The sequence below is a fragment of the Alteromonas sp. AMM-1 genome, from assembly GCF_047290655.1.
GTDB lineage: Bacteria > Pseudomonadota > Gammaproteobacteria > Enterobacterales > Alteromonadaceae > Alteromonas > Alteromonas mangrovi.
Map to the genome: position 1 here is coordinate 128,222 of NZ_JBLBUE010000001.1, position 15,643 is coordinate 143,864.

Consider the following 15,643-nt stretch of genomic DNA (forward strand, 5'->3'; position numbering starts at 1 on the left):
GAAAAATTTGCCTTATTTTTAGAATTCTGGCGCTTGAATAAGCGCTAGAATTTTTGTTGCGAATAAGGTACGTTAATCGTTTATCGTGTGCAGGAGCGCTGGCAGCAAATTTCATGTCATCCGATTCGTCAAAATATGAGTTGTCTGAAGAGGAGTTAAGGGAGCTTATTCCTCAACTTCAACAACTTACCGACAAATATAAACGTGCCGAACGCGTTCAAAAGGCACTGTTTAATATTTCTGAATTAGCCAGTTCGGTGAGCAATTTGTCTCATCTGTATACGGCTATTCACGAAATTATCGGCGACTTTATGGAAGCCGAGAATTTCTTCGTTGCGTTTTGCGACGCCGACAGTGAATACGTGAACATGGCGTATTTTGTTGACGAATTCGACGAGCAGGTAATTAAGCAACTCCCCGCAGAAAAGCTCAAGCACGGCTTCACTGGTTACATACTCAATACCGGCAACCACATCTTTTATCGCAACGAAGACAAAGAAGAATTCAAACGACAGGTTCAGGTTGAGGAAATTGGCAGCCCGCCACATGAATTACTGGGTGTTCCCCTAAAACGTGGTAACCAGGTAATTGGTGCCATGGTGGTACAAACCTACGATCCCAATGTTGCCTACACCCACGAAGATTTAGAAGTATTGCTGTTCGTATCTCAGCACATTGTTACCACGGTAGACCGGGTTAAAAACCGCGAGTTAACCGAGCGCACCATTCGTGAACGCACACGCCAGTTACGCCAAATTAACGACGATTTACAAGAAGAAATTCTGGAGCGCCAAAAGGTAGAGTCGTTACAACAGGCACTGTTTGAAATATCGGAATTGTCGGCCACCGCCGGCAAGGATATGGATTCGTTTTACGAGGCACTGCACGATATTCTGGCCCGCCTGATCAGTGCACCAAACTGTTACATTGCCACGCTGGATGAAACCCGCGAGTACCTGGATTTTCCGTATTTTAGCGATACCCAGGCGTTAATGCCGGGTCGCCGGGCATTGGGCCTTGGCCTTACCGAATTCGTTATTCGCAAGGGGCAGGCGGAATTAATTGACCCATCGCGTATTTTATCGCTCACCGAATCGGGTGAAATTGATGTATCGGTAGCCCAGGAAATTTTGCAACAAGCGAACTCCTGGCTGGGTTCACCACTGATTATCGACGGCGAAGTTTACGGTGTGATTGCCGTGCAAACCTACGGTAAGTCGGCCAAGTACACGCCGCGCGATCTGGAATTACTGCGCTTTGTATCGCACCACATTGCGGTAGCATTGGAGCGCAAATTCAGGGCAGATGCGATTCAGGCATACAACGAGCAGCTGGAAGAGCGCGTTGAAGCCCGCACGCAGGAGCTAAACGAAGCCAACGAAGTGTTGCGCCAGCAAATTGAAGAACGTAAAGAAATTGAGCGCAAGCTGATCCACGACGCCCATCACGATGCACTTACCGACTTGCCCAACCGCGCTATGTTCACCAGCCGCCTTGAACTGGCCATTGCCAACAAGCAGCGCCATCCGGAAAACATGTTTGCGGTGCTGTTTATCGATCTGGACCGCTTTAAAATCATTAACGATACACTGGGTCACCATGCCGGCGACGAATTCTTAATTGAAGTGTCCAAACGCATCACCCACTGTATTCGCGGTCACGATTTACTGGCCCGTTTAGGCGGCGATGAATTTGTGTTGTTGCTGGACGCTTTTGCCGATTCCAATGATGTGCAGGAAGTGTCTGCTCGCATTATCCAGTCTATTTCTGAGCCGTTTATTTTAGACGGCAAAGAAATGTATTCGGGTGCGAGTATTGGCATTGCGCATCTTGAAAACTACTACCGTAGCGCCGACGAAGTGATCCGCGACGCCGACGCAGCCATGTATCAGGCCAAATCTCTGGGCCGTGGCCGTTATGTGATGTTCGATAAGAGTATGCGCGAGCGCTTACTGGAAGAACTGGAGCTGGAGAACGAATTTCGCCGTTCGCTGCGCGACTCAGAATTTGAGTGCTATATACAGCCCATTGTTGATCTTCGTAATCAGCAACCGCTTTACCACGAAATTTATGTTCGCTGGGTACACCCCACCATTGGTAAAGTGGCGCGCGAGCAATTCCGCCAGGTTGCCGAGCACAGTGGTTTGATCCTCGATTTGGATATGTATCAGCTTCGCACTGCATGTCAGCTGTTAGCATCGTGGCCGAAAACCGCCCACGCCGGACGCGAGCCGCGTATTGGCGTTAACGTGTCTATTAACCACTTGTTGCAAGCTTCGCTGGTTAACAAGATCCTGACCATTATTAGTGAGTCTGGCGTGAAGCCGTCGCAGTTGGTATTTGAGTTTGACGAAAACGATTTGAACCGCCGTTCACAGTACATATTGCCAGCCATTAAAAAGCTCAAACGCGCCGGTGTAACACTGGTACTGGATAACTTTGGTAGTGGACTGGCGTCACTGAGCTATTTGTTCTCGTACCCCTTCGATTTTATCAAGATAGACCACCGGTTTATTAAGTCGCTGCCACGCTCACTGCGCAACGTAAAACTGATCCAGTCGGTTATGTTAATTTCGGGCCATTTGAAGTTTGATGTGATCGCAGAAGGGATAGATTCCATCTCACAACTGGACGCCCTCAAAGAAATAGAATGTGTGTACGGACAAGGACGATTCCTAGAGCCACCGCAATTGCTGCCCAGCATGCAGGTAAATACCGAGAGCCACAGCGCAGAAGCCAAATAGGTCATCCCAACCAGGCTAAACTGCGCACAAGCTAACTTTTCGACTGCCCTAACATACTGCGTAAATTGGCAATACTCGCCTGCCCTTTTTGCTGGCGCTCTTCGGCTGTTACGGTTTTCTTTTTATCTTCCCATTGCAGATCGTCGGGTGGCAGCTCATACAGGAAACGGCTCGGCTCGGGTTGAATCAGCTCACCGAACTGGCGGCGTTCTTTCGACAACGTAAAAATGAGTTCGCGTTGCGCCCGGGTAATACCCACATAGGCTAACCGGCGCTCTTCTTCTACGTTGTCTTCGTCAATGCTGCTTTGATGCGGCAGCAATCCCTCTTCCATACCAACCAGGAACACAATCGGGAATTCCAAACCTTTAGAGGCGTGTAAGGTCATCAGCTGAACCTGATCGGCTTCGCCGTCTTCTTCACCACGCTCCATCATGTCACGCAGGATCAGGCGGTTTACCACCTCCTGCAACGTCATGGGCGCATCAAGTTCATTGCCTTCCAGCATGTCGGTTACCCAGCCAAATAACGTACTCACGTTGGCCATGGCCATTTCTGCCGCCTTAGGGCTTGGGCTATGTTCGTACAACCATTCTTCATAACTCATTGCGCGGATCATGCCGCGCAGTGTGGCGGCGGTATCTCCGCGAACAGCTTCATCCGACAGCGTAACAATCCAGCGCGCAAAGTTGTGTACCGCCAGATAGCCCTTGCCGCTTAATACGCTGTTTAAACTGTCGTGACAGGCCGCTTCGAACATCGACACACCCAGGTGGTTGGCAAAGTTACCCAGTTTTTCCAGGGTTGCCCTGCCTACGCCCCGGCTTGGGGTGTTAATAATACGCAATAACGCGTTGTCGTCGTCCTGATTCACCAGCAGGCGAAGGTAAGACATGATGTCTTTAATTTCGGTGCGTCCAAAGAACGACATCCCACCGCTGATTTTGTAGGGAATACGGTTACTCATCAGCAACTTTTCAAACAACCGGCTTTGGTGGTTACCCCGATACAAGATGGCGTAATCTTTGAACTGCGTGCGATTGGTAAACTTATGCGCCAGCAGTTCTGCCACCACCCGCTCAGCTTCGTGCTCTTCGTTTTTTGCCACCAGTACGCGCAGGTGATCACCGTAGCCCAATGCTGAAAACAGGGTTTTGTCGAAGATATGCGGGTTATTTTGGATCAGGATATTCGCGCAGTGCAGAATGCGACCGGAGGAGCGGTAGTTTTGCTCGAGCTTGATTACCTTCAGGCGCGGGAAATCTTCCTGCAACAGGTTCAGGTTTTGTGGTCTGGCGCCCCGCCAGGAGTAGATAGACTGGTCATCGTCGCCCACCACGGTAAACCTTGCGCGCTCACCCACCAGCAGTTTTACCAGTTCATACTGACTGGTGTTGGTGTCCTGGTACTCATCCACCAGCAAATAGCGAATGCGCGACTGCCATTTGGTACGTGCCGCTTCGTTGGCTTTCAGCAACAACGTGGGCAGCATAATAAGGTCGTCGAAATCTAAGGCGTTGTACGCTTTTAAGTGATTCTGGTATTCCTGATAGTAACCAGCGAATTCTTTTTCACCCTGACTGGTCGCCTTATTTAGCAGCACATCAGGCGTGAGCAGGTCGTTTTTCCAGTTTGAAATGCACGACTGCAAGAGTTTCAGCTGATCTTTATCGCCGTCTATGGAATGTGCGGTCAGGTCGTTCAGCAGTGCCATGGTGTCTTTATCGTCGAACAACGAGAAACCCGATTTTAACCCCAGCGCTTTTACTTCTGATTTGATAATGTTTAAGCCCAAAGTGTGAAAGGTAGACACCTTCAGACCTTTGGCCTCAGGTTTACCCAGCGTTTGTGCCACACGCTCTTTCATTTCCCGCGCCGCTTTATTGGTAAACGTTACCGCCGCAATGTAGCGCGCTGGCATGTCGCAATTGCGTACCAGGTGGGCAATTTTATTGGTGATCACCCGGGTTTTACCACTGCCCGCTCCGGCCAGCACCAAACAGGGGCCGGACACATAAGTAACAGCAGTTTCTTGGGCGGGATTTAATTTCATGTACGCAAATAGCTCGTAAAAGGCTCGGTGAATTTAGTTTCAGACTCAGATGCGCATAGCGAACACGCAGGAGCGGTATTGTAATCGACCCCGCGCAATAATCCGAGTGTTGATTGTATTGCATCGCTGGGTAATCACTTTAGAATAGAGCATCACGTAAAACGCAATATCAGGACACCCACATGTTAGATCCAAAGAAACTGGAAGAGATTGCCCGTCAGATTGCCGATTCTGTTCCGCCCGGCGTAAAACACATGGCTGAAGAAGCAGAAGGAAAAATTAAGCAGGTGTTGCAGGCACAACTGTCCAAACTGGATTTGGTTACACGTGAGGAGTTCGACATTCAAACTCAGGTGTTAATTCGCACCCGCGAAAAGCTGGAAGCCATGGAAAGCCGCATCGCTGCCCTTGAAGCCCAGCAAGCCGGTAAATAGCCAGCTACAGCGCGAACGCGTAGTCGGCTGCTAATCCTATGGCAATCACCATTCCCACATAGTGGTTGTCGAGGAACGCTTTAAAGCAAGCGTCTCTGTCGCGAAAACGTATGCTGTAATGTTGGTGAATAAACAGCATAGCAGCCGCAAGCAATCCCACGTAAGCAAGCAAGCCCCGCCCGGTTAGTTCAAACACAACTGCCAGCATAGCCAGCACAATGATATCTAACGTGCCGACAATCAGTTTGTCGAACCGGCCAAACAAAATGGCACTTGATTTAATGCCAATGATCACGTCGTCGTCGCGGTCGACCATCGCGTACAAGGTATCGTAAGCAATCGTCCACAGCAGATTAGCGATGAATAGCAGCCAACCCCAGGCGGGAATATCGCCGTACACCGCCATAATGGCCATGGGAATCGACCAGCCATAAGCCGCACCTAACACAGCTTGAGGCAAATACGTATAACGCTTCATAAAGGGGTAGCAGGCGGCGAGTCCAAGCGCCACTACCGACAATAAGATAGTTTGCCAGCTAAGCTGTAAAACCAGCACGAACGCCACGCCAATGAGCATGGCGAACAATTGTAATGCTTCTTTTTCGGTAACATCCCCTGCCACCAGCGGGCGGGTATTCGTGCGTTTAACACTGCCATCGAAGTGCCTGTCAGCATAGTCGTTGATCACACACCCGGCCGAACGCATCACTACCACGCCCAGCGTAAACACCACCAGTTCCAGCAGCGGCGGCATGCCTTTGGCTGCCAGCATTAACGCCCACAATGTAGGCCAGAACAGCAGGTAAATACCTATGGGCTTATCCAGCCGCATTAAGCGTTTATAGTGAGGAAGGTTTTGTAGCGTCAACAACATGTTTTACAATCAAAGTACTCTGCCGCGAACAGGCTATTTAGCTCTGTTTCAGGGCTTAATGCTTAAAAATGGCAGTGTAACACCCTTTAAAGCCTACGACATTAATCTAAAGTAGGTTGTACGTGTTCGTTCTCTCAACTAGAATTTAAGCAATTAAATTTTCTGGAAATCTTCTTAATGAAGCAATTTGCTCTGCTGGTTATGTTAGTGGGCTCCGTATTCTTCGCCACCCCGGCGCTTGCCCAGGACAAACCTTCTTACGCCTATATTGGTATTGAACCTGAAATTGTTACCAATTACCTGGGCACCAGTGCTATTAAACTGGGCTACGTTCGGGTAATGATTGAAGTGATGGTAGGCAACGTTGATCAACTCGAGCTAGTTGAGCACCACATGCCATTGCTGCGCTCTACTGCGATTGAAATTTTTGGCCGCCAGCCAGAAGAAAAAGTGAAGTCACTAACCGGACGCGAAGACATTCGCCGGGCTATTTTAGCTGCGTTTCAGGACTCTATGTCGAAAGAAACCGGCGCTCCGGTGATTAAAGAAATTATCTTTACCAAGTACCTGCATCAAAGCTAGCGCGATGCGAGGTGCGAATGAACTGAACGGCAATACGGTGTATTGCCGTTTTTGTTTTATCTGTCTGCACCGGTTTCCGCTGACTGTGCGGGACTGGCCTTGTTACCCGAGCCCAGGTGCAACATCCAGGCAATGATACACCCGCTGATTAAGCCGGCAGTATGGGCCGCATTGGCCATGCTCACCCACAGAATGTCGACATAGCCGAGCACCAGCCACAACAGCATAAAGCCAATTACCGGTTTAGGCAGGTTAATCCCCCAAGTAGGGCGAAGCCAGCCAATGATCCAAACAAAGCCCAGTACACCGTACACCACGCCAGACAAGCCACCAAAGTTGGGCCCTGCAGCGATCAGTTGCGCCAGGTTACTCACTAGCGCAGTAATGACAAATAGCAGAATCAAAAAACTGCTACCCAGCTTGTGTTCAATACGCCCACCCAGCATGCACCACCACAGCAGGTTAAACACAAAGTGCAGCATACTGAAATGGATAAACGCAGGCCCAAGTAATCGCCACCACTGGTTATTTTGAGCAAGCTGCCCCAGCGGCTGAATCATTAGCTGGTCTTTAATAAAGGGGAACAAGCCCAGAAACGACAACACAAACACAGCGGTGCAGATAAACAACATTGACCCGCAAAATGGTGCTCTGCGAAGCCAGATCAGCCAGCGTTTTGTATCGAATGTGGGTTTGGATGGTGTAATAACATCCGTGCGTTCAGAGTGTTGCCAAGCCGCCTGCTGATACTTTGGATCGTTAGGGGCCTTCACAAACGCATGACAAATTGCCAATGCCTTATCCATGTCCTGCTCGTTATGAAGCTGCACGACGTATTGGTCTTGTGCGGCGTCGTGAACAACAGTGACATCGATATGTTGGGAGGTTAAATAGCTCGCCAGCAGGTCGGCATACCGTAGCTGGCGAATCGCTATGAGGGGTTTGGCCACTGTTATTTGGTTGCCACAGGTTGACCTAATCGCCAGCCTTCAAAACCGCCGTCCATGCTGTATACCTGTTCATAGCCCTGTCCAACCAGGTATTGCGCTGCCTGTTGGCTGCTTACGCCGTGGTAGCACACCACTACCACGGGCTGAGTTTTGGGTGTGTTTTCCATAAACTCAGCCAGGTTGTCATTCGACAGGTTAACCGCCCCTTCGATGTGACCCGCCTGAAATGAGCCGGCATCACGGATGTCGGCTACCACAACATCACCAAGTTGTTCGGCAACTTGTGCCACAGAAATATGTTTAAACGCTTGCATAATATGAGCTACTGCCAGTTAAGGATTACTTTTCCTGAATGTCCTGAGCCCATAGTATCAAATCCCTGCTGGAATTCATCTATTGAAAACTGATGCGTAATAATAGGCGAAATATCCAGTCCGCTTTGGATAAGACTGGCCATTTTATACCAGGTTTCGAACATTTCACGGCCGTAGATCCCCTTGATCACCAGACCTTTAAAAATCACCTGATTCCAGTCGATTGCTACGTCCTGGGGAGGAATACCCAGCATGGCAATTTTGCCGCCATTGTTCATGTTGTTCAGCATATCGCGGAACGCCACCGGCACACCTGACATTTCCAAACCAATGTCAAAGCCTTCGGTCATACCCAGTTGTTTCATAACGTCTTTCAGACTTTCATTGGCTACGTTAACCGCACGGGTGACGCCCATTTTCTCAGCCAGCGCCAGACGATAAGGGTTGACGTCGGTGATCACAACGTGACGCGCACCGACATGACGAGCCACTGCAGCAGCCATAATGCCGATAGGGCCAGCACCGGTGATCAATACATCTTCGCCCACTAAATCGAATGACAGCGCCGTATGTACCGCATTGCCGAAAGGGTCGAAAATAGACGCCAGGTCATCACTGATATTGTGCGGGATCTTAAACGCATTAAACGCGGGAATAACCAGATATTCGGCAAACGCCCCCGCGCGATTGACGCCTACACCCTGGGTATTGCGACACAGGTGACGACGACCAGCACGGCAGTTTCGGCAGTATCCGCAGGTAATATGGCCTTCGCCTGATACCCGGTCGCCTACTTTAAAGCCTTGCACTTCCTGACCCATGTCCACCACTTCACCCACGTATTCGTGACCTACTACCATGGGCACCGGAATGGTCTTCTGGGCCCAGTCGTCCCAGTTGTAAATGTGCATGTCGGTGCCACAAATGGCGGTTTTGCGAATTTTAATTAATAAGTCGTTATGCCCGACTTCTGGCTTGACAGAATCTTCCAGCCAAATGCCAGGCTTGGATTGGCTTTTTACCAGCGACTTCATGCAATAACCCCTAATTCACGACCCACTTCAATAAACGCGTCGACCGCTTTATCAACATGCTCAATGGTATGTGCAGCCGACATTTGCGTACGAATGCGCGCTTGCCCTTTCGGTACAACCGGAAACGAGAAACCAATCACATACACACCTTTCGACATCAGCTTGTTTGCCATGTCATTTGCCAGCTTAGCGTCACCGAGCATCACCGGAATAATAGGGTGATCTTTACCTGCCAGGGTAAAACCCGCAGCTTCCATACGCGAGCGGAAATGAGCTGCATTGCGCCACAGCTGCTCACGCAGGGCATGACCGTCAGCCATCATGTCGAACACTTTAAGTGACGCCGATACAATCGGTGGCGCAACTGAGTTGGAAAACAAATACGGACGTGAGCGCTGACGTAACCATTCAATTACCGCTTTGCTACCAGACGTGTAACCGCCTGACGCGCCGCCCAAGGCTTTACCCAATGTGCCGGTGATAATGTCTACGCGGCCCATAACGTCACAGTATTCGTGGCTGCCCCGGCCGTTATCGCCTAAAAAGCCGGTTGCATGGCAGTCGTCTACCATTACCATGGCATCGTACTTGTCGGCCAAATCACACACGCCTTTCAGATTGGCAATAATGCCGTCCATTGAAAATACGCCATCGGTAGCGATGAGAATAAAACGCGCGCCATCAGCCCTTGCTTGTATAAGCTGTTCTTCCAGCGCCGCCATATCGTTATTGGCATAGCGATAACGCTTGGCTTTGCTAAGGCGTACGCCGTCGATGATGCTGGCGTGGTTCAGTGCATCAGACACTATCGCGTCTTCCGGGCCTAAAATGGTTTCAAACAATCCGCCGTTGGCGTCGAAGCAAGACGGATACAAAATAGTGTCTTCAGTGCCCAGGAAGTGACTTATTTTGGCTTCCAGCGCCTTATGAATGTCTTGAGTTCCACAAATAAAACGCACGGAAGCCATACCGAAACCATGGCTGTCCAGGCCATTTTTTGCCGCTTCGATAAGTGCCGGATCGTTAGCCAGACCAAGGTAATTATTCGCACAGAAGTTTATAACGTGCGAACCGTCCTGCGTTTCAATATCGGCTTGCTGCTGCGATGAAATGACACGCTCAACTTTGTACAGCCCTTCTTCTTTGGTGGCGGCAAGTTGTGCTTCGATATGAGAAATGAATGACGCTGACATAGCGCGGCTCCCTTCGTTTTAATATGCGGATTATTGTACCTAACTGCCTGCACTTACGCCTTACGGAAGCGCGTTTCAGACCTTTACGTAAACGGGAGGGGTGTAAACTTTTTAGCACGCAAAAGGTAAACATTGCGCTTTCTTGGAAGTTACCACGATAAAGAAAAACGTTCTCAGGTGTTGTGAAGCAGTACCCAGCGCCCATTTATTACCTGAGATTGTAGCACCTGCCAAAGTACATGTTGTTCTATGGGCTTACTAATAAAATAGCCCTGTCCGTACTGACATTGCATACTGTGCAGCTGATTGAGTTGGGCGGCGGTTTCAATACCTTCAGCAATCACCTCCAGCCCCATTTTGCGCACCATCGAAATGGTTGAATCCACGATATTGCGATCGGTACCCGCCTCCATCATGCCCGCTATAAAAGAACGATCAATCTTAATGATGTCGCTTGGGATCGAACGCAGGTAAGTCAGTGATGAATAGCCAGTACCAAAATCGTCAACAGCGATTTGGCAGCCCAGCGAACGAATTTGCTGAATTACCTGAACGGCGCGCTCGATGTCGGCTACCAGTACAGTTTCGGTAAGTTCCAGCTCAATTAAACTGGCATCTACCGAGTACTTGGCGATCAATTCTGTAAGATAGGGTTGCAGGGATTCGTTAGCAAATTGCGCAGCCGACAGGTTAATCGCCATTTTCACTCCCGGATAGCCCCGTGTTCGAAGTTCCGACAGCAACATAATAGCTTGTTCCATTACCCAGAAATCCAACTCTGCCATCATGGGCGTATGTTCCAGCAATGGCAGAAACTCACCAGGTGAAACCAGTCCGCGCTGCGGATGACGCCATCTTAGTAATGCTTCGAAGCCCACCAGCTTGAGTGTTTTAAGTGATATTTGGGGTTGCAGTGCAAGGAAGAATTGTTGTTCTTTCATGGCTATCTGCGCTTCACTCTCCAGCTCAACCTGACGCATGACTTTCTTATTCATGTTCGCGTCGAAGAACCGGTAGCTGGATCCCCGGAGTAATTTGGCTTCGTACATGGCCGTGTCGGCATGGCGCATCATTTCCAGCGCATTACTCTTTGAATCCCGCACGAAAGCAATACCAATACTGATAGTAATATAAAACGTATGCTCAGCGATGCACATGGGTTCAACGAATTCAGCCGTGAGTTTTTTTGCCACACTTTCCACTTGTTCGTTGGTTTCAACATGATTCAGCAATATAACGAACTCGTCGCCGCCGAAGCGTGAGATAAGGTCTGATTCACGTAGAGCTCTGGACAAACGTTCACTGGCTACTTTTACCACCTCGTCGCCAAAGTGATGGCCGTGGCTGTCGTTAACCTTTTTGAAGTTATCCAGGTCAATAAACAGCAGTGCAATGCCCCCTTTTTCGCGATTAACTGACGCCAGCAACTTATTAATTTGAAAGGTCATCATGTTACGGTTGGGTAGACCGGTCAGGCTATCAAACATAGCCATTTTTTCTAATTTTGCTGTATTTACTGTTACTTGTTGATCCAACGTTTCCAGCTTTTCAGCCAGTTCTTCGGCTGCGCTACCCAAGACATCCAGTTCATCAGAAAACCACTGGTTGCGAAAAAAGCTTCGCTTATTTTGCTCTTTAAATTCGTCAAATCGCTTGTTAGCCAATAATGGCAGCATGTTAGAGAGCGCTTCAAGCTTTTGCGAGTATCGGCGTAACAATACAAACATGCTCACCACAAAGGTAAGTACCAAACCCAGTCCACCTAAGAATATAATCAGCTTTTGAATTTTGAAGGTGCGCTTGCGATCGTCAATATCGTGAACAAACATCACATAATGCCCGTTGGCGTTGCTATTGAACAAAGGCAATAACATGGCGTAATAGGCGTTATTGCCACTTACTACTTCGATGCCCCGGGTAATCAGTCGTTTAATAGTTGTTTGCTTAGGTAAATCTCTTAGCACACCTCGCATCATAAGCGACTGCTTGTCGCTTAATGTGCTATTGAGATACAGCCGGCTGGACTGATAGCCAACTTCGGTATCAGGTTGTCTCACCAAAGCAAGCTCAGCCTGGGAGGCTTCGCTCAGCAGCGCAAGTAACTCCTGTAACGATGTGGTCATGACAACTGCATAGGTTTTGCCACCGGCTAACATTATCGGCGTGCTAACCACCATTTCGCAAAAATTGCCGCAATATACACCCTGTTGAGGGCGCCCTTGTTGCAGAGTTTGCATCACCATCGGCCTGAGTGAATCGGGTAGCAACATACCTTCACTGAAATTTACTTCACCAAGCTCATTTATCAGCCATACACTGGATACATCCCATTGCAGCAACAAAAAGTCACTGCTACGTTGTAACTGTAGCTGCAACTGTGCTTCGGTTAACGTTTCCCATTCGCCCTGGTGCTTAAGGCTTTCTACCCAAACCGACAGCCTGTCGCCGAGTAAAGACTGAAGCTGGTGATAACGGGTAACATCTCTGGCAAATAACGATTGATTGATTTCGTGTTCCTGGCTGGAGGATTGTTTCAGCAGTAAGCCAACCACTAGCGTACACACTATGCTGACCATGATCAGCATAACGAACAGTACCTTGTAGCTAATGGATAATCGGCGCATGGTCAGAACCAGTACATAAACTGCACCGACCAGGTATTCCAGAAAGGATCGGCCTGAATGAGTGAGCTAGGAAATAATACCGTTGCCAGTCTGCCCGCACCGCGCGTTCTGGAGAGCTCTGCACTTACCCGCATTTGCTGGGCAAAATCCCAGCTGAGACCCAGCGTAGCGGTGTCCATGTAGCCGTAGTAGCGCGGAATCGGTCCCAGCGGGTTCAGATCGAGCAACCTGCCATCACGGTCTTTTCTGTCTACGTCGTAGCTATCGATTCGCATTAATCCGGTGATAGCGTCGGTAAGGAAATAACGAAATTGTGCATAGCCGCCTTCGCCGGTTTTGTCGATATCCAGCGTAACACCTTGAGTGAAGTCGCCTCTGTATCGCAAGCGATCGCGCAACAGTTCTGAGCTGAATTCCCAGTTTTCACTGTCGTAACGCACCGCCAGTGTTAATCGTTCAATAGTAGAATTGCCATTAAGCAATATATCCTGCTCTGCCGGCTTGTACGTAAAATCAGATTGAAGCAAGCTGAAACCAATTTGCCACTGAGAAAAGTTTGGCTGCCAGTAGGTACTAAACTGATGAACGATGTCCTGTTTTACGCGCCCTTGCGCTAGAGGACTTAAGAACTTTTCTGTTTCTTCCCTGGCCAGTGGCGAGCGCCCCAGACTCCAACGTACTTCCCAACTGCCAGAATCACCCACTTTGGTGCTCTGTAAAGCGATGCCATCACTGCTCAGCGCCATATCCCGATTGCCATCGTAATACACCGATTGCGGCAGAATAATGGAAGGGCGCGTATGGGGAACGTCCTGCGTGGCGGAATACAACCAATGACGGTTTTTATAACGACCGAGGTGCAGGTTCATTTGCCAGTCGAAATACTGAGCAACCCGCCAGTCTAAAAACAGGTAATCTACTCGCGATCCCTGGCGATAGCGGTTTCCGCCATCCAGATATACCAATTGCCCCGCTACGCTTACGTTTGAATTAAAAGTATAGATGGCATTGATACCAACTTCAGTAGACTCGAAGGTAAATGCGTTGTCGTCAGTGATATAAGCGCTGTGCTGAGACTGTGTTATTCCTTGCGCAATAAAGCCGTGCCAGGAAAGATCATCATTGGCCTGCACACAACCAACGAACAACCCCAAAAAGGCAATAAACCCTTTAACTGCGAGTTTTTGCATTATTCCCGCTCCCCAATCTGTAATAAGTACGTTCCTTCTGGTGGAGTCCCGTTGAAATTGACATAGCCAATGGATCCAGGAGTGGCGGCAACCTTTGCCACCATATCTTCAACTGATGTAACAATGACAGGTGCATCACCCTGCCCGGAATACGTGATCCGTTGCCAGATCCTTTCCAGCTGATAAGGATAGATTTGCAGAACACTGCGACAAAAATCGGTGTGAGTGGGGTTGGAAGCGGGCAACACAAATACTTTCACCCGTTCGCCATTTGGCCAAAACTGGGTTCTGCCAGCAAAAATTAAGCGCACTTGTGCCGGCGACAGAGCCTCGGTATTCACCGTCTCATTCGCCAGTATATTGATCACGGTATCAGTGGCCCTGACAGGGCAACACACCAATATGAACAATACTAAAAACAGCGCTCGATTCATTCCGCTTTGCAACGTTGCTCCTTAACAAACAGACTTCGGTTTCAGCCTGGTACATCCCCTTGCGGACTTAACATCATACTGCAAAAGAAAGCCTTCTCTAAGTGTAGAAAAGAACAGCAATAATTAAAGCAACAGTCTGTGAAATTCTATTGATTGAGTACCCGGGATAGTACCTGTGTAACCTGTTCAGGCGTTATTTTTTCCATCAAAGTGCTTCCTTTGGCACGAGTACCCCATGGTAAATTCTGCCAAGGCTTGCCAAATTGTTCTTCAACACAAGTAGCGTATACAGATACAACATCGTCCCGATTCAAGTAAGGTCCGGTACGCACAGGGTTTGAATGTGCGTATAGCCCAACCACAGGTGTGCCAACCGTTGTTGCCATATGCGCCGGCCCGGTATCTGGCGCAATAACCACTTTTGCCTTCGCCAGCACGCCAGCAAGTTCTTTAAGCGTGGTTTTTCCAATTAAGTCCTGCTCAACATGGCCACCGGCAGCTAAAATGGCGTCGCCAATTTGACGGTCCAAGGGTGCAGGCCCACCACACAATAATACTTTAAAACCCTGGTTTACCAGCCATTTTGATATACTTGCGTATCCTTCTGCAGTCCAATTGCGCTCGGCTTTAGATGCCGCAGGACAAATAACGGCATAGCTTCCGAGTGTATCGGCAAGCCCCTCACCCACCTTTAGGTCGTCGGATGACAAGGGCAATGCCCATTGCAATTGCTCAGCGGGCGGTATACTCATTGCATCGGCAAAGGCCATAAACCCCTCCAGCACATGCGGATGATGCTGTGGCGCAATACGCTTGTTTATAAACAAGCTGTGCCCTTCTTTACTACGCGCTTTGTCGAAGCCGAGCCGTACTCTGGCTCTGATCGCCCGTGACAAGAAGTTAGCCCGCAGTGCTATTTGCATAACGCATAGCACATCAAAATGCATGTTTTTGTACTGCGCCTTAATGGCTTTCATTCCCTGGCGGCCGGTTTTCTTGTCGTATACCACAAAATCAACGCCATCCAAGCCTTTCATAAGCTGGTATTCAATCTTACCGATGATCCAGGTAATACGTATATCCGGACGGTGTGTTCTTATGCGATGCACCATTGCAGCGGCGTGGCACACATCACCAATGGCAGAGAGCCGCAACAGGCATAACGACCCATTTTGAGGAACGATAATTTTACTGAGGGTAGACAAATAAACTTCCAC

The 15,643-nt window shown here is 49.1% G+C and carries 13 protein-coding genes; 3 read left to right on the plus strand and 10 right to left on the minus strand.

The window, feature by feature from the left end:
- Positions 1 to 113: 113 nt before the first annotated feature.
- Entirely contained in the window at positions 114 to 2,744 is a 2,631-nt protein-coding gene (locus ACLR2L_RS00515) for an EAL domain-containing protein (protein ID WP_413364741.1), read from the plus strand.
- Positions 2,745 to 2,775: 31 nt separating this feature from the next.
- Here ACLR2L_RS00515 and rep read toward each other — a convergent pair whose 3' ends face one another.
- The gene (gene rep, locus ACLR2L_RS00520) at positions 2,776 to 4,797 is read right to left on the minus strand and encodes a DNA helicase Rep (RefSeq protein ID WP_413364743.1); all 2,022 of its coding nucleotides are present in this window, start codon (positions 4,795 to 4,797) and stop codon (positions 2,776 to 2,778) included.
- Positions 4,798 to 4,979: 182 nt separating this feature from the next.
- Here rep and ubiK point away from each other — a divergent pair, with 182 nt between their 5' ends.
- On the plus strand, positions 4,980 to 5,231 hold the full coding sequence (gene ubiK / locus ACLR2L_RS00525; RefSeq protein ID WP_140960722.1) for a ubiquinone biosynthesis accessory factor UbiK: 252 nt from the start codon (positions 4,980 to 4,982) through the stop codon (positions 5,229 to 5,231).
- A gap of 4 nt (positions 5,232 to 5,235) precedes the next feature.
- Here the strand turns inward: ubiK and ubiA are convergent, their stop codons facing one another.
- On the minus strand, positions 5,236 to 6,105 hold the full coding sequence (gene ubiA / locus ACLR2L_RS00530) for a 4-hydroxybenzoate octaprenyltransferase (RefSeq protein ID WP_140960720.1): 870 nt from the start codon (positions 6,103 to 6,105) through the stop codon (positions 5,236 to 5,238).
- Positions 6,106 to 6,282: 177 nt separating this feature from the next.
- Here ubiA and ACLR2L_RS00535 point away from each other — a divergent pair, with 177 nt between their 5' ends.
- Positions 6,283 to 6,687 (plus strand): flagellar basal body-associated protein FliL, encoded by a 405-nt coding sequence (locus ACLR2L_RS00535; protein ID WP_413364746.1) that lies wholly within the window; start codon positions 6,283 to 6,285, stop codon positions 6,685 to 6,687.
- Between the two features lie 56 nt (positions 6,688 to 6,743).
- Here the strand turns inward: ACLR2L_RS00535 and glpG are convergent, their stop codons facing one another.
- The 8 genes from glpG to ACLR2L_RS00575 form a co-directional block, all read right to left on the minus strand.
- A complete protein-coding gene (gene glpG, locus ACLR2L_RS00540) occupies positions 6,744 to 7,637 on the minus strand; it encodes a rhomboid family intramembrane serine protease GlpG (protein ID WP_413364748.1) in 894 nt (297 codons plus the stop codon).
- A 2-nt stretch (positions 7,638 to 7,639) separates the two neighbouring features.
- On the minus strand, positions 7,640 to 7,951 hold the full coding sequence (gene glpE, locus ACLR2L_RS00545; protein WP_413364750.1) for a thiosulfate sulfurtransferase GlpE: 312 nt from the start codon (positions 7,949 to 7,951) through the stop codon (positions 7,640 to 7,642).
- A gap of 8 nt (positions 7,952 to 7,959) precedes the next feature.
- Positions 7,960 to 8,985 carry an L-threonine 3-dehydrogenase gene (gene tdh / locus ACLR2L_RS00550; protein WP_140960712.1) on the minus strand — a complete coding sequence of 342 codons (1,026 nt, stop codon included), beginning with the start codon at positions 8,983 to 8,985 and terminating at the stop codon, positions 7,960 to 7,962.
- Positions 8,982 to 10,178 (minus strand): glycine C-acetyltransferase, encoded by a 1,197-nt coding sequence (locus ACLR2L_RS00555; RefSeq protein ID WP_140960710.1) that lies wholly within the window; start codon positions 10,176 to 10,178, stop codon positions 8,982 to 8,984. The genes tdh and ACLR2L_RS00555 overlap by 4 nt, the downstream gene beginning before the upstream one ends.
- A gap of 173 nt (positions 10,179 to 10,351) precedes the next feature.
- Positions 10,352 to 12,802 carry an EAL domain-containing protein gene (locus tag ACLR2L_RS00560; RefSeq protein WP_413364753.1) on the minus strand — a complete coding sequence of 817 codons (2,451 nt, stop codon included), beginning with the start codon at positions 12,800 to 12,802 and terminating at the stop codon, positions 10,352 to 10,354.
- A 2-nt stretch (positions 12,803 to 12,804) separates the two neighbouring features.
- A complete protein-coding gene (locus tag ACLR2L_RS00565; RefSeq protein ID WP_140960706.1) occupies positions 12,805 to 13,992 on the minus strand; it encodes a hypothetical protein in 1,188 nt (395 codons plus the stop codon).
- Positions 13,992 to 14,426, minus strand: coding sequence for a hypothetical protein (locus ACLR2L_RS00570; protein WP_413364755.1), 435 nt, complete (start codon positions 14,424 to 14,426; stop codon positions 13,992 to 13,994). Before ACLR2L_RS00570 ends, ACLR2L_RS00565 begins: the two co-directional genes overlap by 1 nt.
- A 146-nt stretch (positions 14,427 to 14,572) precedes the next feature.
- Complete coding sequence (locus ACLR2L_RS00575) at positions 14,573 to 15,631, minus strand: glycosyltransferase family 9 protein (RefSeq protein ID WP_413364757.1); 1,059 nt, start codon at positions 15,629 to 15,631, stop codon at positions 14,573 to 14,575.
- Between the last annotated feature and the right edge of the window lie 12 nt (positions 15,632 to 15,643).